Source organism: Nocardia xishanensis NBRC 101358 (genome assembly GCF_001613365.1).
GTDB classification, from domain to species: Bacteria; Actinomycetota; Actinomycetes; order Mycobacteriales; family Mycobacteriaceae; genus Nocardia; species Nocardia xishanensis.
Genome location: NZ_BDCF01000001.1, coordinates 241419 through 260913 on the forward strand (window position 1 = coordinate 241419; position 19495 = coordinate 260913).

The 19495-nt window shown below is 68.7% G+C and carries 14 protein-coding genes; 7 read left to right on the top strand and 7 right to left on the bottom strand.

Translation table 11 applies throughout. From position 1 onward, the window contains the following. Positions 1-87: 87 nt before the first annotated feature. On the top strand, positions 88-1524 hold the full coding sequence (locus tag NX1_RS01195; RefSeq protein WP_169812159.1) for a TerD family protein: 1437 nt from the start codon (positions 88-90) through the stop codon (positions 1522-1524). A gap of 13 nt (positions 1525-1537) precedes the next feature. Here NX1_RS01195 and NX1_RS01200 read toward each other — a convergent pair whose 3' ends face one another. Beyond that, positions 1538-2206 (bottom strand): TetR/AcrR family transcriptional regulator, encoded by a 669-nt coding sequence (locus NX1_RS01200; protein ID WP_068052853.1) that lies wholly within the window; start codon positions 2204-2206, stop codon positions 1538-1540. A 211-nt stretch (positions 2207-2417) separates the two neighbouring features. On the opposite strand from NX1_RS01200, the gene NX1_RS01205 reads away from it, so the two are divergent. The 4 genes from NX1_RS01205 to NX1_RS01220 all read left to right on the top strand — a co-directional run bounded on the left by NX1_RS01205 (position 2418) and on the right by NX1_RS01220 (position 7421). Continuing rightward, the gene (locus NX1_RS01205; RefSeq protein WP_068052231.1) at positions 2418-3959 is read left to right on the top strand and encodes an amino acid permease; all 1542 of its coding nucleotides are present in this window, start codon (positions 2418-2420) and stop codon (positions 3957-3959) included. Between the two features lie 71 nt (positions 3960-4030). Further along, on the top strand, positions 4031-4795 hold the full coding sequence (locus NX1_RS01210; protein ID WP_068052233.1) for a DUF1989 domain-containing protein: 765 nt from the start codon (positions 4031-4033) through the stop codon (positions 4793-4795). Continuing rightward, entirely contained in the window at positions 4792-5412 is a 621-nt protein-coding gene (locus NX1_RS01215) for an urea amidolyase associated protein UAAP2 (protein ID WP_068052235.1), read from the top strand. Before NX1_RS01210 ends, NX1_RS01215 begins: the two co-directional genes overlap by 4 nt. Continuing rightward, positions 5409-7421 (top strand): 5-oxoprolinase/urea amidolyase family protein, encoded by a 2013-nt coding sequence (locus NX1_RS01220; protein ID WP_084500759.1) that lies wholly within the window; start codon positions 5409-5411, stop codon positions 7419-7421. The genes NX1_RS01215 and NX1_RS01220 overlap by 4 nt, the downstream gene beginning before the upstream one ends. 10 nt (positions 7422-7431) lie before the next feature. Here the strand turns inward: NX1_RS01220 and NX1_RS36755 are convergent, their stop codons facing one another. After that, positions 7432-7584, bottom strand: a complete 153-nt coding sequence (locus tag NX1_RS36755; RefSeq protein WP_169812154.1) for a hypothetical protein — start codon at positions 7582-7584, stop codon at positions 7432-7434. A 125-nt stretch (positions 7585-7709) separates the two neighbouring features. On the opposite strand from NX1_RS36755, the gene NX1_RS01225 reads away from it, so the two are divergent. Next, positions 7710-8684 carry a helix-turn-helix transcriptional regulator gene (locus tag NX1_RS01225; RefSeq protein WP_068052241.1) on the top strand — a complete coding sequence of 325 codons (975 nt, stop codon included), beginning with the start codon at positions 7710-7712 and terminating at the stop codon, positions 8682-8684. A 2-nt stretch (positions 8685-8686) separates the two neighbouring features. Here the strand turns inward: NX1_RS01225 and NX1_RS01230 are convergent, their stop codons facing one another. Further along, positions 8687-9580 carry an NAD(P)-dependent alcohol dehydrogenase gene (locus NX1_RS01230; RefSeq protein WP_245668256.1) on the bottom strand — a complete coding sequence of 298 codons (894 nt, stop codon included), beginning with the start codon at positions 9578-9580 and terminating at the stop codon, positions 8687-8689. On the opposite strand from NX1_RS01230, the gene NX1_RS01235 reads away from it, so the two are divergent. Further along, positions 9539-10255, top strand: a complete 717-nt coding sequence (locus NX1_RS01235; protein ID WP_084500856.1) for a TetR/AcrR family transcriptional regulator C-terminal domain-containing protein — start codon at positions 9539-9541, stop codon at positions 10253-10255. The genes NX1_RS01230 and NX1_RS01235 overlap by 42 nt on opposite strands. A 137-nt stretch (positions 10256-10392) precedes the next feature. On the opposite strand, the gene NX1_RS01240 is transcribed toward NX1_RS01235, so the two are convergent. Genes NX1_RS01240 through NX1_RS01255 form a run of 4 tightly spaced genes read right to left on the bottom strand, consistent with a single transcriptional unit; the run spans position 10393 to position 19455 of the window. Then, positions 10393-10932, bottom strand: a complete 540-nt coding sequence (locus tag NX1_RS01240; protein WP_084500762.1) for a DUF4442 domain-containing protein — start codon at positions 10930-10932, stop codon at positions 10393-10395. Further along, positions 10929-12413, bottom strand: a complete 1485-nt coding sequence (locus NX1_RS01245) for a beta-ketoacyl synthase N-terminal-like domain-containing protein (protein ID WP_068052250.1) — start codon at positions 12411-12413, stop codon at positions 10929-10931. The genes NX1_RS01240 and NX1_RS01245 overlap by 4 nt, the downstream gene beginning before the upstream one ends. Then, the gene (locus NX1_RS01250) at positions 12401-18565 is read right to left on the bottom strand and encodes a type I polyketide synthase (protein ID WP_084500766.1); all 6165 of its coding nucleotides are present in this window, start codon (positions 18563-18565) and stop codon (positions 12401-12403) included. The genes NX1_RS01245 and NX1_RS01250 overlap by 13 nt, the downstream gene beginning before the upstream one ends. Further along, positions 18562-19455, bottom strand: a complete 894-nt coding sequence (locus tag NX1_RS01255) for an alpha/beta fold hydrolase (protein ID WP_169812155.1) — start codon at positions 19453-19455, stop codon at positions 18562-18564. The genes NX1_RS01250 and NX1_RS01255 overlap by 4 nt, the downstream gene beginning before the upstream one ends. Between the last annotated feature and the right edge of the window lie 40 nt (positions 19456-19495).

Here is a 19495-nt window from a genome sequence, read left to right on the forward strand (position 1 = left end):
GACGAACCGGTCGCGCCGTTCTTCCGTCGTGGCGGCGAACACTGATGACGAGCACCACCCGCGTCGTATACGTTGACAGTCGTGTCGATGATGAAGGGCGCCAACGTTGCGGTGCCGATGTCCGCGGTTCGCATCGAGCTGGGGTGGCAATCGGGGCCAGGAATTCCGGACGCGGATGCCTCGGCTCTGCTGCTGGCCGGTGGAAAGGTCCGCTCCGACAACGACTTCGTTTTCTACAACCAGCCGCAGCACCCGTCGGGCGCCGTCCGGCACGAGGGCAAGCAGCAGGGTCCGACCGTGCTCGACGTGCTGTCGGTGCAGCTGGCCCAGGTCGAACCGCAGATCGAGACCATCGTCGTCGCGGCATCCGCCGACGGCGGCACCTTCGGCCAGTTCCGCGGCCTGTACGTGCGGGTGCTCGACGCCTCGAACGGCGCCGAGGTGGCCCGCTTCGACAGCACCGACGCCACCACCGAGACCGCGTTCGTGCTCGGCGAGCTGTACCGCCGCCAGGGCGCATGGAAGTTCCGGGCGGTGGGTCAGGGCTACGACTCCGGATTGGCCGGGCTGGCGACGGATTTCGGCATCAGCGTCGACGACGCTCCGGCCCCCGCGGCACCGCAGACGCCGCCGCCCGCGCCGACCCAGCAGTTCACCCCGCCGCCGACCCAACAGTACGCGCCGCCGCCCCCGCAGCAGCAGCCGTACGCGCCACCCCAGGACCAGTACGCTCCCCCGCCGCCGCAGCAGCAATACGCTCCGCCGCCAACGCAATTCGCGCAGCAGCAGTACGCGCCACCGCCGCCCCAGCAGCAGTACGCACCGCCGCCCGCCCAACAGCAATACGCTCCCCCGCCGCCTCCGCAGGGCGGTGGCGCACCGGTGAACATGAGCAAGATCTCGCTCACCAAGGAAGCGCCCTCGGTGTCGCTCACCAAGCAGGGCGCGACCCGCGGCACCATGCGGATAAATTTGAACTGGACCAGCCAATCCCAGCGCGGCGGTGGCCTGTTCGGCAGGCGGCGCGGCGCAGGCGGCTTGGATCTGGATCTCAGCTGCTTCTTCGAGCTGGCCGACGGCCGGATCGGCTCGGTGCGCGCGCTGGACCGCTCGTTCGGCGCGCTCGATCGTCCGCCGTTCATCCGGCTGGACCAAGACGACCGCACCGGCAGCAGCGCCACCGGTGAGAACCTGGACATCAACCTGGATTTCACCGCCCAGTTCCGCCGCATCCTGGTCTTCACCTCGATCTACGAGGGCGCCAACGATTTCCGCGGCGTGCACGCCACCGCGACGCTCTATCCGCTGAACTGCCCGCCGATCGAGATGATGCTCGACGGCTGCATGGACGACTCGCGCGACGCCGTGCTCGCGCACATCGAGAACATCAACGGCGAGTTGGTGGTCCGCCGCGAGGGCACCTTCATCCGGCCGCCCGCGGGTAGGCCGGGCGCCGGCGTCATGGAGATCGCGCGGATGTACAACTGGGACTTCGGCTTCAAGGCGGGCCGCGGCAAGGGCTGACCCGCCCGCGGCGTCAGTCCGCGGCGAGCCGCTCCAGCAGGAGCGCCGCGTCGGAGCGCGCCTCCTCCAGGTCACCGGCCCAGCCGAGCATGCGCAGCGCGGCGTCGGGAATGGTCTGCTCGGCGTACGTGGGCGCGCGCCCCTCGTCGGACCGGATGCTGATCACCGTCTCGACGAGACGGAACGGCAGCACCTCCGCGCCGGGAATACCGGCCGCGCCCACGCCTTCGATGACGGCCTCGGCCAATGTCTCGTAGTGCCCGCGCAATTCGTCGCGGCGCAGACGGAACGCCGCGAAGCGCTCGGTGCGCAGCTCGGGAAGCAGGTACAGCGCACCGAGATTCCAGCGCGCGGCGCAGAGTTGTCGCACGTCGAACCAGGCCAGCGCGTACAGCCGGGTTGGCGCGGGGTCCGTGTCGGCGCGCAGGCGCTCGGCGAGTTCGACTGGGGCGGCGATGGTTTCGGCGAGCAGCGCGTCGAGGATGTCGTCCTTGGCGGCGAAATGATGGTACAGGGAGGCCTGGCGGATGCCGACGGCGTCGGCCACCGCCCTGGTCGAGGTGTTGGCGTAGCCGTTGGTGGTGAACAGTTCGCCCGCCGCGTCCAGGATTTCCGCGCGCGGCGTGTGACCGCGGCGAGGTCGCTGTTCCGAACGGGGACGGCCGGGACCGAGGTTTGCCACCTGCCCATTCTGGCATCGTGAGCGAGGGCGGCGGTCGGCGCCATCGGCGGCCGCCATCCGGCGGAGAGGTTTCTGTCACTCGATAGAAACTCAGGCAACGCAGAAGTTACCGGCGTTGCCGCAAGCGATACACGGCGGACACCGAAACCGCGATCGCGGACGCAAAACTGTCATGCGATAGGTATTGGCCGCACGCCGAAGGACACCGCCCATGGCCACAACAGTCGCCCCGCCTCCGCCCTCCGACGCCAACGTCGACAGCGCCGACCTCGCCAGTTTCGGCTATCGGCCCGTACTCCACCGCAAGCTGGGCCGCTACGCCTCGTTCGCGGCGGGCTTCTCGTTCGTCTCGATTCTCACCACGATCTTCCAGTTCTTCGGCTTCGGTTACTCGTTCGGCGGCGCCGCCTTCTTCTGGACCTGGCCGATCGTCTTCGCCGGGCAGTTCCTCGTCGCGCTGAACTTCGCCGAACTGGCCGCCCGCTACCCACTTTCCGGCTGCATCTACCAGTGGTCGCGGCGGCTCGGCGGCGAGCTCGTCGGCTGGTTCGCCGGCTGGATGATGGTCGTCGCGCAGATCGTCACCGCGGCCGCGGCCGCCATCGCGCTCCAAGTGGTGCTGCCGACGATCTGGAGCGGATTCCAGATCGTCGGCGAGGACACCGCGCTCACCTCCCCGTCCGGCGCGACCAACGCGGTGCTGCTCGGCAGTATCCTGCTGATAGTCACCACCACGATCAACGTCATCGGCATCGACCTGATGGCGAAGATCAACTCCATCGGCGTCACCATCGAGATCGTCGGCGTCGCGGCGATCATCGGCCTCTTCTTCGTGAACAGCGAACGCGGGCCGGGCGTCGTGCTGCACACCGATCAGGCCGCACCGGGGCCGTACTGGGCCGCGTTCCTGGTCTCCGGCCTGATGGCCGCCTACGTGATGGTCGGATTCGATTCCGCCGGTGAGCTTTCCGAGGAGACCAAGAACCCGCGCCGGGTCGCGCCGCGCACCATTCTCACCGCGCTGTCGGTCTCCGCGCTCGGCGGCGGACTGATGCTGCTCGGCGCGCTGATGGCGGCACCGAGCCTGGACGACGGCGCGCTGGCCACCGAGGGAATCGCCTACGTCCTGACCTCGAAGCTGGACAGCCCGGCGGGCAAGGTGTTGCTCGGCTGCGTCGCCGTCGCGATCATGGTGTGCACCTTGGCGATTCAGACCGCGGGCTCGCGGCTCATGTTCTCGATGGCCCGCGACGGCAAGCTGCCCTTCGCCAGGCAGCTCGCCGCGGTGCATCCCCGGTACGGCACACCGGTGCTGCCCGCGGTGGTGATCGGCCTGCTCGGGATCGCCCTGCTGGCACTGAATCTCGGCAACGCCGCGATCTTCGCGACGCTCGCCAGCGTCTGCATCGTCTCGCTGTACCTGGCCTACCTGCTGGTCACCGTGCCGCTGTTGATCCGGCGGCTGCGGGGCTGGGGCCGCACGGCGGAGGCCGCCGACGAGTCGCTGTTCAGGCTGGGCCGCTTCGGCATTCCGGTCAACGCGCTGGCGGTGGTGTGGGGCGTCGTCATGGTGATCAACCTGGCCTGGCCGCGCCCCGAGGTGTACACGCCGAACGGCGGCGGCTGGTGGATGCTCTGGGCCGCACCGCTCTTCGTGCTCGCCGTGGCCGCGGTCGGCGCGCTCGTGCACCGGTTCGTCGTGGCCGCACCGCGCACCGCCGCGAGCGGCGAACCCGCCGGGCAACCGGCCTGACCGCGTTCGTTCCGTGCGCGGCGTTCGGGCCGCCGACCGCCGCGCACGAGTACTTCTCGAAAGGATTCTCGATGACCGAGCCAAGGAACCCGGGCACCGCCTCCACCGGGGGCGCCCGCTCACACGCTCGCGCGCAGGCGGCGGCCGCGACCATCGCCGGGCCGGACCTGTCCTCCGACGTGCCGTCCGCGAAGGTCACTTGGTCGCAGCGCATTCCGGCGGGCGGCTACGCCAATGTCGTCCTGGGCCGGGGAACCCGCGTCCGGCTGAGCGACCCCGCCGGGTCCGCCTGCGCCCACGTACTGCTGCTGCGCGCCGACGCGCCGTGGGAGCGGCTGAACGTCGCCGACACCGTGAAAGTGCCATGGCAGGCATACCTTTCGACAGGTCATCCGCTGCTCACCGATCAGGGCCGGGTGCTGGCCACCGTGCTGGCCGACAACTCCGGCCAGCACGACACCTTGTGCGGTCCCACGTCCGAGGCTCGCGAGCTGCTGCGCCTCGCGGGCGCCAAACAGGGCCTCTCGCCGCGCGATATCGCCCCGAGCGTCTCGTTCTTTCGCGGTGTCCGTGTATCACCCGACGGCGCGCTGAACGCCACCGGCAGCGCGCCCGCGGGCTCCTCGGTCGACCTGCTCGTCCACCTCCCCGCGACGCTGCTGGTGGCCAACGCCGCGCACCCGCTCGACGAGCGCGCCACCACCGAACTCGACATCGTCGCCTGGTCCGCGCCCGAGGACCTGACCGCGGACCACAACGGCGACCCGGAATACCAACGGGCCGTGCACAACACCGAAGCGGCCTGGACGGCCATGACCCTGGAGATGACGGCATGACCCCGACCCTGTCCCGCAGCGTCGTGCTCGACGAGACCGTCCCCGCCCGCGCGCCGTGGTCGGCGATCGTTCGCGCGGGCGAGCAACTGGAGATCATCGACCTGCACGGCAACCAGGCCGTGGACTGCCTGCTCTACTCCGCCGCCGACACCGCCGACCGCTACAGCGCCCAGGCCACCGTCACCGCCCAGCGCAATATCTTCCTGACCACGGGCAGCGTGCTGCTGACCGAGGCGGGCACCGCGCTGATGACGGTGCTCGCCGACGAAGTCGGCAACCACGACACCATCGCGGGCGCCTGCTCGCAAGAGTCCAACACCCTTCGCTACGGTCACCACACCCGCCACCAGCACGCCTGCGTGGAGAACTTTCTCGCCGAGGCGATGAAATGGGACCTCGGCAAACGGGATCTGGTGTCGAACATCAACTGGTTCATGAACGTTCCGGTGGAGCCCGACGGCACCCTCGGCATCGTGGACGGGTTGTCCGCGCCGGGCAAGAAGGTGACGCTGCGCGCCGAGATCGACACGTTGGTGCTTGTGTCCAACTGCCCGCAGATCAACAACCCGTGCAACGGTTTCGACCCCACTCCCGTGCGCATGGTGGTGACGCGATGACGATCGTCGAGGTCCCCGTCCTGACCTCGCAGCCCGAGGTTGCCGAGGCGCCGGCCTCCGTCGAGGTCGTGCGGCCCGGAATGCTCGTCACCGTGCAGGATTGGCCGGGTCGCGTCGGCTACTGGCATGTCGGCGTTCCGCCGTCGGGCCCGATGGACGACCTGTCCTTCCGGCTCGGCAACCGGGTGCTCGGCAATGCCGAGGGCGCGGCGGGGCTGGAATGCGCACTCGGCGGGCCCGCGCTCCGGTTCGCCAGCGCGACGTGGGTGTGCGTAACGGGCGCACCGGCGGATGTGACGGTGGACGGCGCGCCCGTCGAGCAGTGGCGGACGGTCCTGGTGCCCGCGGGCGGCGTGCTGGAGGTCGGCGCGATCCGCGGACCCGGCATGCGCACGTACGTGCTGTTCGCGGGTGGCATCGAGGTGCCCGAATACCTCGGCAGCATGGCCACTTTCACACTCGGCCGGTTCGGCGGCAGCGATGGCGCCGCGCTGCGCGCCGGGGAGATCCTGCCGTTGGGCGCGCCGCGCGAGCCCCTGGCGACCGCCGTGCCCGCCGACGACCGCCCGGTGCTGGCCGAGCGCTGGGAACTGGCCGTCACCGAGGGACCGCACGGCGCACCGGAGTTCTTCACCCGCGCCGATTTCGACACCATCATCGGCACCGACTACGAGGTGCACTTCAACTCCGACCGCACCGGCGTGCGGTTGATCGGCCCCAAGCCCGAGTGGGCTCGCACCGACGGCGGGGAAGCAGGCCTGCACCCGTCCAACATTCACGACACCCCGTATTCCGTTGGCGCGCTTGATTTCACCGGTGACACCCCGATCCTGCTCGGTCCCGACGGTCCGAGCCTCGGCGGCTTCGTCTGCCCGGTCACAGTGGTCGCGGCCGACCGGTGGAAGCTGGGGCAGCTCAGCCCCGGCGACGCCGTGCGCTTCGTGCCGGTGCGCCGCGAGCACGCCGCCTCGTTGCGCGAACTCGGGCCCGGCCGTCGCGCCTCGTGGCCTTCGGTGCTCTCCAGCGGTGGCGACGGCGACGACGGCGTGCTGCGCCGCGCCGAGGCGGACGCGGAGACCGGTGTGACGTACCGCAGGGCGGGCGACGACGGCGTGCTCGTCGAATACGGCGCGATGACGTTGGATCTCGGCCTTCGGGCCCGCGTGCACGCGCTGCATCAGCACCTACTGGCGGCGAATCCGCGCGGGGTGGTCGAGCTGACCCCTGGTGTGCGGTCTTTGCAGATCCGCGTCGATCCGCACGTCCTGCCGGTGCCCATGCTGCTGGACCTGCTCGCCGAAGCCGAGCGGGAGCTGCCGTCGGGCGCGGATCTGGTGGTGCCGAGCCGCACCGTGCACCTGCCGCTCTCCTGGGACGATCCCGCGACACGGGAAGCGATCACCCGCTACATGCACGGCGTGCGCGCCGACGCGCCTTGGTGCCCGTGGAACATCGAGTTCATCCGCCGCATGAACGGGCTGGACACGGTGCAGGACGTCTACGACACCGTCTTCGGTGCGCAGTACCTGGTGCTCGGCCTCGGCGACGTGTACCTCGGCGCGCCGGTGGCCACCCCGATCGATCCGCGCCACCGGCTGGTGACCACCAAATACAACCCCGCCCGCACCTGGACGCCGGAGAACGCGGTCGGGATCGGCGGCGCGTACCTGTGCATCTACGGCATGGAAGGACCGGGCGGCTACCAGTTCGTCGGACGTACCACCCAGGTGTGGAACCACGCCGCCACCGAGACACCGTGGCTGCTGCGGTATTTCGACCGCATCAGCTGGTACCCGGTGAGCGCGGAGGAATTGCTCGACATGCGAGCCGATTTCGCCGCGGGCAAGGTGGAGGTGCGCGCCGAGGAAGGCGAGTTCCGGCTCGCGGACTACCGCGCGTTCCTCGCAGGCAACGCCGCCGACATCGACCGCTTCCGCGCCATTCAGGCGAAAGCCTTCGCCGCCGAGCGTGACTCGTGGCGGCGCGCCGGCGAACTCGGCGCGGACTGAGCGACGCGCCTCACCAGCCGAGCAGTTCGGCCAGGTCGATCCACTCGTCGCCCCAGCGCTGCTCGATCGCGCGGCGCTGCGTCTCGGGCTGTTCGGGTGACCAGCCGCAGCGCCGCCAGAATGCCTCTCGATGCTCCTGCGTCATCCGCAACGGCTCGGTCATGGCGATCGCTCCTGCTCACCGCGGTCCTGACCATCGATTGTGCGCTCGTTCGCGCGGCGACATGCCGGAAATATCCGGAAGAGCTAGGACACTTCCAGCCCTAGGTTTCGGGCAGACTCGTTCACATGTTGGAGACCTCCGCCCGGCTGCTGCGCCTGCTGTCGCTGCTGCAAACCCCGCGCGACTGGACCGGGGCCGAGCTGGCAGCGCGCCTCGAGGTCGATGTGCGCACCGTCCGCCGCGACATCGACAAGCTGCGCGCCCTCGGCTATCCGGTGCAGGCCACCGCCGGGGTGGCGGGGTACCGGCTCGGCGCGGGGGCGAAACTGCCTCCGCTGCTGCTCGACGACGACGAGGCGGTGGCCGTCGCGGTCGGTCTGCGCACCGCCGCGGGCGGCACCATCGCCGGTATCGAGGACAGCTCGCTGCGTGCGCTCACCAAGCTCGAGCAGGTGCTCCCCTCGCGGTTGCGGCATCGCGTGCGGCTGCTGCACTCGGTGACGGTCACCGTGCCCGCCGCGGGCGCGACGGTCGATCCAGACGTGCTCACCGCCGTCGCCGCCGCCATCCGCGATCAGCACCGGCTGCGCTTCGACTACCGGAACCACGAGGGCGAGAGCGTTCTACGCACCGCGGAGCCGCATCGGCTTGCGCACACCGGCCGTCGCTGGTACCTCGTCGGCTGGGACGTCGATCGCGCCGACTGGCGCACCTATCGGGTCGACCGAATGCACCCGCGCATCCCCACCGGCCCGCGATTCGCGCCGCGCGAGGCGCCCGAAATAGATCTGGCCGGCTACGTCTCGCGAGGCGTGACGACCGCACCCTATCGCTACGCCGCCCGTATCACTCTGGGCGTGCCCGCTGCGACGGCCGCCGACCGCATCGCGCCGACGGTGGGCGTCATCGAACCGATCGACGACGAAAGTTGCCTGCTGCGAACGGGTTCCGACTCGCTCGATGAAATCGCCATCTACGTGGCGCTGTTCGACTTCCCCTTCCGGGTGCACGAGCCGCCCGAGCTCGTCGAGCGCGTCCGCACGCTGGCCGAGCGCTTCGCGGAGGCTGTCTCCGATCCGCCGCACCGGCTTCAGGGGTGAACCTACGGCCGCCGCCCGACGACCAGCACCGTCTTGCCCTGGGCATGCCCCTCGGCGACATGGGCGATCGCGGCGGCGGCGTCGCGCAACGGATATTCGCGCTCGATCACCGGGCGTACCTTGCCGGTCTCGACGAGCTCGGTCAGGAATTCCAGATCGGCTCTACGCGGCTTCATCAGCAGCGGACGCATGGTCCGCCGGGTGAAAAGGTCGGCCACGACCACCCGCCCGATCCAGAGCACCGGACCGATCCACTCGCCGCCCGGTGAGCCCGCCGAGGACACGAAAACACCTTCGGGTGCGAGCACCCTGCGGCAGTCGGCGAGGCCGCGGTTGCCGACCAGGTCGAGCAGCATGTCGTAGCGCTCGCCCGATTCGACGAAATCCGCTGTCGTGTAGTCGACCACCCGATCCGCGCCGAGGCCGCGCACGTGTTCGACATGGCGGGTGCTGCACACCGCCGTCACCCGCGCACCGAGCGCCTTGGCGATCTGCACCGCGAAACTGCCTACACCGCCGGACGCTCCGTTGATCAGCACCGACTGCCCGGCGCGCACCCCGCCGACGTCGCGCAGACCCTGGAGCGCGGTCATGCCCGAATCCGGAACGGCGGCAGCTTGTTCGAAGGAGAGACCGGCGGGCATCGGCGCGAGCGTCGCCGCGTCGACGCAGACGTACTCGGCGAACGCGCCGAAATTCGTTGCCCCATAGACGCGATCGCCGATCCGGCAGGAGGTGACCGCCGTCCCGACGGCCACCACTTCGCCCGCGAAATCGTGGCCGATCAGTGGATGCTTGGGCTTGCGCACCCCGAAGCCCATCAGCCGGATGAGATACGGCTTGCCGGTGAGCAGGTGCACGTCGCCCGAGGCGACGGCGGCCGCCCTGACCCGCACCAGTACTTCGTTCTCGGCGGGAGTCGGACCGCCGAGCGCGCCCGCCTCACCCGCGAACGCGTCCTGCAAGCCGCCGTCCGTCTCGCCGACGAGCAGGGACTCGACGCGTTGTCCATGCGCAAACTGGCCCAGACCGTCGGCGTGGAGGCGATGTCGCTGTACAACCACGTCGCCAACAAGGACGACCTGCTCGACGGGATCGCGGATCTGGTGGTCGCCGAGATGGCGGTGCCGGAGATCGGTGGAGACTGGCGGGCGGCGCTGCGCACCCGCGCCGTCTCGGCGCACGAGGTGCTGCGCCGCCACCCCTGGGCGACCGGGCTGATCGGCTCGCGGGTGAACGTCGGCCCGGCGATGCTGCGCTACATCGACGCCACACTCGGCTGCCTGCGCTCCGCCGGTTTCACCTACCAGCAGGCTGACCGGGCGTGGAACGCGATGGACGCGCACATCTACGGATTCACGCTGCGGGAGTCGACCTTTCCGCTGGAACCAGCCGAATATGTTTCGGCGGCGACGTATTTCTTGCCGCGCATTCCAGAATCGACACACCCGCACATGAACGCGCTCACCCGCCTGGTCATCGAGGGCGAGCACGACGGCGTCTCGGAGTTCGAGTTCGGCCTCGAACTGATTCTCGACGGACTGGAGCGGCTGCTGGAAGTCACCGACTGATCTGCCATTACGGCCTTCTCCGTCCAGGCGACTGCTCGGTTAGTGCGAGACCCGCGGCGCCGACTCCCGGCATGTGATCGCGGAAATCGACTCTCCGCGATCATCGCTGGAGCCTCGCGGCTCGGGCGTACCGGCCCCTAGCTTCGAATTGGGCGTACGTAGAGGTTTTGGGACGCACGCGCAACCAACTTGCCATCCGCGGCTCGAATCTCGGTGACATGCGTCGTCACCGAATGACCGCATGAACGGATCTCGTCGCGAACCATGTCGACCTGGTCGGCGCCCAGTTTCATCGTCGCGCTGACGGTTCCGATCCCAGGCGCGAGGAATTCGATGCTGCCGAAGGTGTTCCAGATGCGGTAGCCGCTGCCCAACTGACCCGCCGCCATCACCGCGTAGAAGGGGTCGGTCATGGCGAACAGGGTGCCGCCGAAGGCAGAGCGGTTGACATTGCGATTCCACGGGCGAACCCGGTGACTGACCTTGATCGCGGTCCAGTCTTCGGCGACATCGTCCACTCGGACACCCGCGAAGAACAACGGCGGATACAGGCTCATCAGCAGGCGGAACCGCGCTGGATTCGCCGGCAATGCCCGAGGCGCACGAGTACGAGCGCCCTTCGTGGAGTTCAGCGGTTTCATGATCGAGCCCTCCGGGCCGCGTGGGAATGAAGTCATCGGACTGTGGCGTACGAGGGTGGAGGGTCGCCGAGGAACCCCGGTACGCAGGGCACCCGATTCCACTGGGGTCGCGCGGTTTCAAGCGGAGTTCGGTCGTCCCGCATGGCTTCCGTCGAAGTCGCCGGCCCGACGATGACGTGCGCGTTGGTCCCGATGATGCCGAACGAACTCACCCCGGCCAGCGGGCCGCTCTCCGTTGCCGACCACGGCGTCACCTGGCTCGACAGTCGAATGTCGGTGCCGTTCAGATCGACTCGCGGGTTGAGGGTATCGAAGTGCAGCAGCGGCGGGATCACGCGATCGCGCACGCACAGGAGGGCTTTGACGAGCCCCAAGGCCCCCGACGCTGCCTCGAGATGGCCGAAGTTCGTCTTCAGAGATCCGACGTGCAGTGTCCGGCCGCCGTTTCGAGCGGCCAGCGCCGCGACGATAGCGCTCATCTCGATCGGATCGCCCAATGCGGTGCCGGTGCCGTGGGCTTCTATCAGACCGAGATCGGCTGGGCGACAAGCGGCGTCGGCCATAGCGGCCTCGATCAACCGGCGTTGGGCGTCGCCATTGGGCGCGGTGAATCCGGACGATCGGCCGTCCTGGTTGAGCGCGGATCCGTGAATGACGCCGAGCACTCGGTCGTTGTCGCGCTCGGCGTCCGCGAGCCGCTTCAGCACGATCAGGCCGCAGCCCTCACCGCGTACGAAGCCGTTGGCCCGTGCATCGAAGGCCTTGCACAGGCCGTCGGGTGCCAGTGAGCCCGTTCGGTTGATCACCCGCGTGGAGCCGGGCGCGAGAATCAGATTGACGCCGCCTGCCACCGCGATCTCCGTTTCGCCGCGCCGCAAGGACTGCACCGCGTGGGTGATCGCGACCAGGGAGGAGGAGCACGCGGTATCGAACGCGACCGCGGGCCCGGTGAATCCGAACGTGTAGGCGATTCGTCCGGCCGCGAAGCTGTGCCCGTTGCCGAGCGCCCAGTGCGCGTCGGCGTACTGGCGCGCCCAGTCGGCGTAGTCCTGCCGCCCGCTGATCCCGATGAACGTGCCGACCGCGGCCCCGCGTAGCCGGTCGGGGTCGGTGCCGCTGTGGCACAGTGCTTCCCAGGCGACCTCGAGCAGCATCCGATGTTGCGGATCGATGGCCTGCGCGGCGCGCGGGCTGATCCCGAAGAAGTCCGGGTCGAAATCGAGTGCGTCGTCGATGAAGCTGCCCCGGATAGGCAGTTGTTCCCATTCGTCTTCGAACGGCCAACGCCGGTGCATCGGCATGTCGCCGATCAGGTCACGCCCCTCCCTCAGTGCCGCCCAGAATCCGTCGAGGTCGCTGATCCCCCCGGCAAGTCGCAATCCGACGCCGACGACGGCGATGGGTCCGGCCTGGGATCGTCGATCCAGCTGTGCGCGCAGTCTTTTGATGGTCTCGGTGGCGCGGCGCAGGGCAAGGTTGTCCGGTTCGCCCGCAGTCGCGGTATCTATCTCATCCATCCTCTATCTCCTGACGTCACGGGATCTTCGGACGCGCCGGCCAGTTCGCCGTGGAGTGCGACGGCCAGCGTCTCGGCGGTGCCATAGGTCCACAGCACGGTCGGTGAGAGTCGTAGGGCGAATACGGATTCGAGCCTGTTGCGCATCTCGAGGCTCATCAGCGAGTCGAGACCCATGGATCGAAATGGCGTTCGCACGTCGACGGCGTCGGTGGCCATTCGGAGGACGCCCGCGGCGACTTCGACGATCTTGTCGAGCACCATCCCGGGCCGCTCGGCGTCCGTCGCCTCGGCGAGGACAGAGCGGAACTCGCTCAGAGCGAGGCCTGGTGCCGCGGTATCAGCGCTGTGTCGCAGCGCTTCCCAGCTCGGCAGCGCGGCACAGTCGGGATAGGCGTCGAACCACCGGCGCGAATCGAAGGACAGATACCCGATGACCTGGCGGTCCTCGGCAAGGAACGCGGCGAGAGCCGACCATGCGTCGATCTCGGTGATACCGGCCATTCCGTGCGCGGCCAGCCGGTCCCCTCGATTCTGCTGTGCCGCGGCCAAACCGATATCCGCGAACGGTCCCCACTGGATGCTCAATCCGGGTCGGCCGTCGTAGCGTCGCCGCACCGCGAGTGCGTCGAGGTAGGAGTTCGCCGCGGCGTAGGCGGACTGGCCCGGGTTGCCGACGAGCGCGGCGGCGGAGGAGAACAGCACGAACGAATCCAGCGGGTCGTTCGCGGTCAGCGCATCCAGATGGCGCGCGCCGTCGATCTTCGGTCGCAAGACGCGTTCGACCTGTTCGGCGGAGAGCCCGAGCACGGTGGCGTCGTCGAGCACTCCGGCGGCATGGAACACCCCGCGTAGCGGAGGAAGCTCACTCCGGATCGAATCCAGCGCTGTAGCGAGAGCCGCGTGATCGGAGACGTCGGCGCGATAGCTACGTACCGTCGCGCCGATCGGCGGCGTTTCCATGGTCGCGTTGCGCCCGAGCAGGGCAATGGCCCCGGCTCCGTGCGCGAGCAGCCACCTAGCGAGGCTGCGACCGAGCGCACCGTGGCCACCGGTGATCAAGTACGTCCCATCCGCTCGAAATCGGCCGTTCGGCATAGGCTCCGGCGCGATCTCGCGCACCGTTTCGGGGCGATCGAGCACGAATTTGCCGATGTGCTCGCCGCGGGCCATGTCCCGCAGGACATCCGCGGCCTCGGTGAGCGCATAAGTGGTGGTCGGCACCGGTGCGAGCTCACCTTCGAGGACCAGCTGCCACGACTCCCGCAGTGCGGCGGCGAAGCGGTCGGGTCGGCGGGTCATCATCCCGGCCAGGTCGACGGCGAGGAACCCGACGCCTTTGGCGAACGCCCGCAGGCCGAGACGACGATCTGCGTAGATGTCCTTCTTCCCGACCTCGATGAAACGGCCGTCCTCGGCGAGCAGGTCGAGACCGTGATCAATGGCCGCGCCGGCCAGCGAGTTGAGTACGACGTCCACGCCGCGCCCATCGGTCACTGCCTTCACTTCGTCCGCCCACGTCAGCGCGCGCGAGTCGAAGACATGCTCGATCCCGTGCGCGTCACGCAGGAACGCGCGGCGCTCCGCGGAACCGGCCGTGGCGAGCACATGCGCGCCGAGTCGGCGCGCTACACCGATGGCCGCCAAACCCAATCCGCCCGCGCCGGAATGAATCAGCACAGTGTCGCCCGGTCCGAGGCGACCGAGTACGGCCAGCGCGTACCAAGCGGTCGTCGTCACGATGGGCAAGGCCGCGGCGATCTCAGCGGTCATGCCGGAGGGAATCGGCGCGGTGTGGTCGGCCCGAACAGTGATGTGTGAGGCGAATGTCCCCAGTCCGCAGGCCACCACCCGATCGCCCACGGCTCGGTCTGTCACGCCCGGCCCGATCCGGCGGATCACACCGGCACATTCGACGCCGAAATCCCCCGCTCCCGGTGAGGTGTCCGGATAGGTTCCGGCGGCTTTCATCACGTCGATGAAATTCACGGCGGCTGCCTCGATTTCGACCAGCACCTCACCGTCATCCGGTGTGCGGAGATCGAGCGGCACGTACTGCAGCCCATCCCAGACTCGGCCTGTAGCCGACCGCAGCCGGAAAGGCTGCGGGAGTTCGCGCCACGGGCGCGCCGCACTCTCGCACGGATGCTCACCGCTTTCGAGCCGGCCGACGTAGCGTCGCCCGCCACGAAGCGCCACCTGATCTTCTCCGGTCGCCGTCAGGAGTTCGGCCGCGCACGCATCGATGTCGCCGGGCCCGGCGACATCGATGATCGCGGTGGACAGTTCGGGATGTTCACGTCGCAGCACACGGGCGAATCCCCAGTACATCGCTGCGCCCGGATCCGGTCGATCCTCGGGCTCGGCGGCGTAGGCGTTCGCTGTCACCACGACCAGGCGCCGCGGCGCGGTTCCGGTCCGGGTGTGGGCGCGTACCAGCTCGGCGAGCCGCACAAGTCCCTGGCGTTGGGAATCGAGGTCGGCGACGGGTACCAGATACACCACGGTCGCGGTCTGGTCGACCGGTTCCCGATCAGCGGAGCGCACGGCCGCGCCGCGCCGGCGAAGGGCTTCGGTCAATTCGTCTCGAAGCGTCGCCGCACCGGCCAGGACGAATTGGGTATCCGCCGAGCCCTGCTCGGCGAGCGCCGCGGTGCGCAACACGAAGTGGAATTCCCGATCGAATCGCCGGACAGCGCTGCGTTCGCCATCGATGGCGGCCAAATGGAGTCCACGGATGGAAGCCAACGGCGCTCGCTGCGCATCGAAGAGATGGACGTCCGCCGAATTCACCGACCTCCGGACAGCACATACCAAGGCCGTTTCGATGTAATCGCCCGGCTCGGCATGCAGCCGCAGCTCCTCGATCGCCGCCGGAACGACAGTTCGTTCCTCGTCGAACAGTGCGAGTGCGACCTGCATCGCACTGTCGAGCAGCGCCGCGTGCAACTCGCCTCGGTGCAGCTGTGCCCGTCCCTGTTCGCCGAGCGTGACCCGCGCGAGCGCAGTGTCACCCGAAATCCTGATTTCCCGCACACCTTGGAATTCCGGGCCGTAATTCAGTCCTCGCCGTCGGCACAGCTCGTAGAAATCCTCGGAGCTCATGGCATCGTCGTCCGGTGATTCGGCCGGGAAGCCAGGAACGGCTGTGGACTCCACCTCGTATGTCGCCCGGCCTCGGGCGTGCGCTGTCCATGTCCGCCCCCCGGCATCGAGCGACCTGATCTCGATGCTCGCACCAGCCGTGAGGTCCTCGCGCAGCAGCACGTCGACTCGGACCGGCGCGTCATCGAGCATCAGGGCATCGGTGAATCGTAAACCCCGCAACGCCGCCGGTGGGCGCCCGTACTTGGTACGGCCGACCGCTATGGCCATGGCCACCATCATGGCGGCGGGCAGCACCACCGCTTCACCGACGCGGTGGTCGGCCAACCACGCCATGCCGTCGAGCGCGATAGCAACGGTGGCGTGCCATGCGCCGGATTCGACGACACTGGGGAGCAGGGGAACCCGCAGATCGCCGGCCGCGGATACGCCGGATTCGCGCACCGGAAGCCAATAGGACTGTCGTCGCATCGGATACGGAGGCAGTAGCGCGGAGGCCGGGGCGGTGATATCAGAGAATGGATGCAGCCCCGCGATATACGCCTCGGCGCGACTGCGACACATCTCGGCAAGGGGATCTCGTTCCCGGTACAGCGACGAAAGCGCGATGGGCGGGTTCGGCCGCGTGGCGGCCAGTTGCTCGACGGCCGGCGTCAGTACCGGATGCGGGCTCACCTCGATCACGTGCGTGACGTCGGAGTCGAACAGCGCGTTCAAGGTGTCGGCGAACAACACTGGGCGACAGAGGTTCTCGATCCAGTAATCGCCGCCGAGATCGTCGGGACCGACCGGGTGCCCGGTGACGGTGGAACGCATTTCGACGGTGCCCGCACGCCCCGTCACCCCCGCGAACGCCGCCGCTAGCTCGGGCCGGAGCCGGTTCATCTGGGGGCTGTGCGAGGCATAGTCCACCTTGACCATCCGGCAGAACACACCATCGGCGGTGAGAATCTCGTGCAGCGCTTCGATCGAGTCGGTATCACCCGCCAGCACACAGGATCTCGGACCATTGTCGACCGCCAGCCCAACGGCATCCTCGAAACCCCCTATCGCAGCGGGTAGCTCGTCCTTCGGAAGATCTACCGCCAGCATTCGTCCGGTGCCCGCCAGTGCTCGGAGCGCGGCGCTGCGACGCGCCACGACGAGCGCGCCATCCGCCAGGCTCAGCCCACCGGCGAAAGTCGCCGCCGCGATTTCGCCTTGGCTGTGGCCGACGACCACGTCCGGAGCAATGCCCATGCGCCGCCACATGGCAGCGATACCCAGCGACAACGCCCACAGCACCGGTTGCACCTGATCGACTCGCTCGAGCCAATCCGCACCGGCCACACCGGATATGACCGGTAGCGGGCTCCAGTCCACGTGCGGCTCGAGCGCGGCCGCGCACGCGTCGACAGCGCTGGTGAACGCCGGATCAACCCCGTAGAGCGCCGTGCCGACACCGTGCCACTGCGCGCCCTGGCCCGGGAAGACGAAGCAAACCCGTTCGACTTCGCGGGCACGCCCCGACAGCACCTCGGGTTGCTCGGCAGCCGGGTCGGCGGCATGACGGCGCAGCGCCGCCGACACACTGTCCGGCGCGGAGCCCAGTACGGCGGCACGCCACGACATCGACGGCGCACGGCGGGCGAGCGCGGCGGCCACGGGACCCAACTTCTGTGGTTCGGCGGTCAACAGGTCCGCTATGTCATGGCAGCGCTGGCGCAACGTGTCGTCGGAGTGTGCCGAGATCGGCACGAACCCGACCCTCGACGGGTACGAATCGTTCTCTTCTACCGTGCATTCCGCGCGTTCCAAGACGGCGTGCGCATTGGTGCCGCCCCACCCGAAGGAGTTGACGCCGACATAGACCGGCGCGTCGGTAGACAATTCTTCGACGTTTTCGCGCACGACCCGCACGTTCAGGTCGTCGAAGGCGATATCGGGATTGAGATCAGCGGAGTGCAGGCTCGGTGGCACCATCCCGCGCTCCAGGCACAGCACGCATTTGATCAGGCCGGCGAGTCCGGCCGCAGCCTCCAGATGTCCGATATTGGTTTTGATGGAACCGATCAGCAGTGGGCCGCGCCGGGAATCCCGCGGCGTTCCGAGGATCTCGCCCAGAGCCCTCGCTTCGATGGGGTCGCCTCTGCCGGTGCCGGTTCCGTGCGCTTCGACATAGGCCAGCCGGTCGATGTCGAGGTCCCGATAAGCCAGCCGCAACAACTCTCGCTGGCCGTCGATGCTCGGGGTGACCAAGCTTTCACCGCCGCCGTCGTTGTTCACGACAGTGTTGACGATGATGGCTCGCACCCGGTCGCCGTCGCGGCGAGCGGCACTCAGCGGCTTGAGATACACCGCTGCCACGCCCTCGCCGCGAACGAAACCGTCCGCACCCGCACCGAAGGCCGCACAGCGTCCGGCATCGGACAGCGCCCCGAAATGTGTGAGTCCGATCGAGATATCGGGCGTCAGAATCAGATTCACGCCGCCGACGATCGCGGATTCGATATCGCCGGTGCGGATGGCGCGAACTGCCAGATCCAACGCCACCAGCGCCGAGGAACATCCGGTCTCGACCACCATGCTGGGTCCGGTCAGGCCGAGAACGTATGACAGACGCGAGGCGATCACATCGAGCGCGGTGCCGACCAGGCTGTGCTGCGTAGCGGCGATACCCCGCCGCGTGCGCAGCGTCTCGTAGTCGTGCCAGGACGCGCCGACGTACACGCCGGTCCGGGTGTCGCGCAGGCCATGGGCGGGCGCGCCCGCGTCCTCCAATGCGCGCCAGACGGTTTCGAGCACGACCCGCTGCTGCGGATCGATATCGGCGGCCTCACGCGGCGAGATGCCGAACAGTGCCGCGTCGAAGCCGTCGATACCGTCGAGAAAGCCGCCGACCGCCTGCACTCGCTTGGACGCGTCCAGTGGAATGCCGGCGTCCCAGCGGTCGGCGGGGACCGGCCCGATCGCGTCACCACGCGAGATCAGCAAATCCCAGAGTGCCGTCGGATCGCCTGCCCCGGGGAAACGGCCCGCCATGCCGACGATCGCGATGGGCTCGTTCATGGCGTTCCTTCCGTAGTCGGCGAGAATCCGCTGACAATCGCGTCGGAGACCTGCTGTGCAGCGGTGATGGGTGCCCAGTGGCCGGCGTCGATTTCGGTGAAGGTCAGGTGGTCCGCCGCGCCTTCGATCGCCCGTGTCATGACCGGGATTCCGACATACAGGTCGTGCACCGCAACGATGACGTGCACGTCGCGCACGACGAGGTGGCTGTAGGTCGGATCGGTAAGACGCTGAAACACATTGGCCCGATACCGATTCAGTGAGGCGATTCCATCGGCGGGCGGTACGTGCGGCGGCGGAGCGCCTTCCCACTGGATGACCGCGTCCAACGTGGCCCCCATGATGCCCGCGTTCCACATGGCCTCGGTGACGACCGGCACGTGCCAGAGCGGGATGTACACCGAACGCACGGCCTGGTCGACCACCGCAGGAAGGTCCGCTGGATTCTCTACGGTGCGCGCGAGCCACTGCCCCCACAGATCGAGGTTCTGCCCGGACAGGGCGGTGAAGTCGAGGAGCTTGGCGGCGACAGCCGGGGTCGCGGCCGCCTCCCAGCCCTCGCCTGCGCCCCAATCCCAGCCCACCAGATGCACGCGGCGGCCGCCTGCGGTGGCGTCGATGACCGCGCCGATATCGGCGGCAAGCACGGGAAGCGCGTAGTCCTCCTGCCGAGCGGGATGGTCGCTCTCGCCATTGCCGCGGGTGTCGTAGGTAACCACGTGATAGTTCGAGGCCAGGCGCGCCACGACCTGATCCCAGGCGCGCGAGGTGGACATGTAGCCGTGGACGAGAACAACGGTCGGCGCCACCTCGGCGCGCGGGCCGTACTCGTGCACGCGCAGTCGAACATCGCCGGAACCCAGCACCCACCTGTCCGCCGAGGCCGGCATCGGCAGGACCTCCTCGGCTCCCTGTTGCGTTGTATCCGCC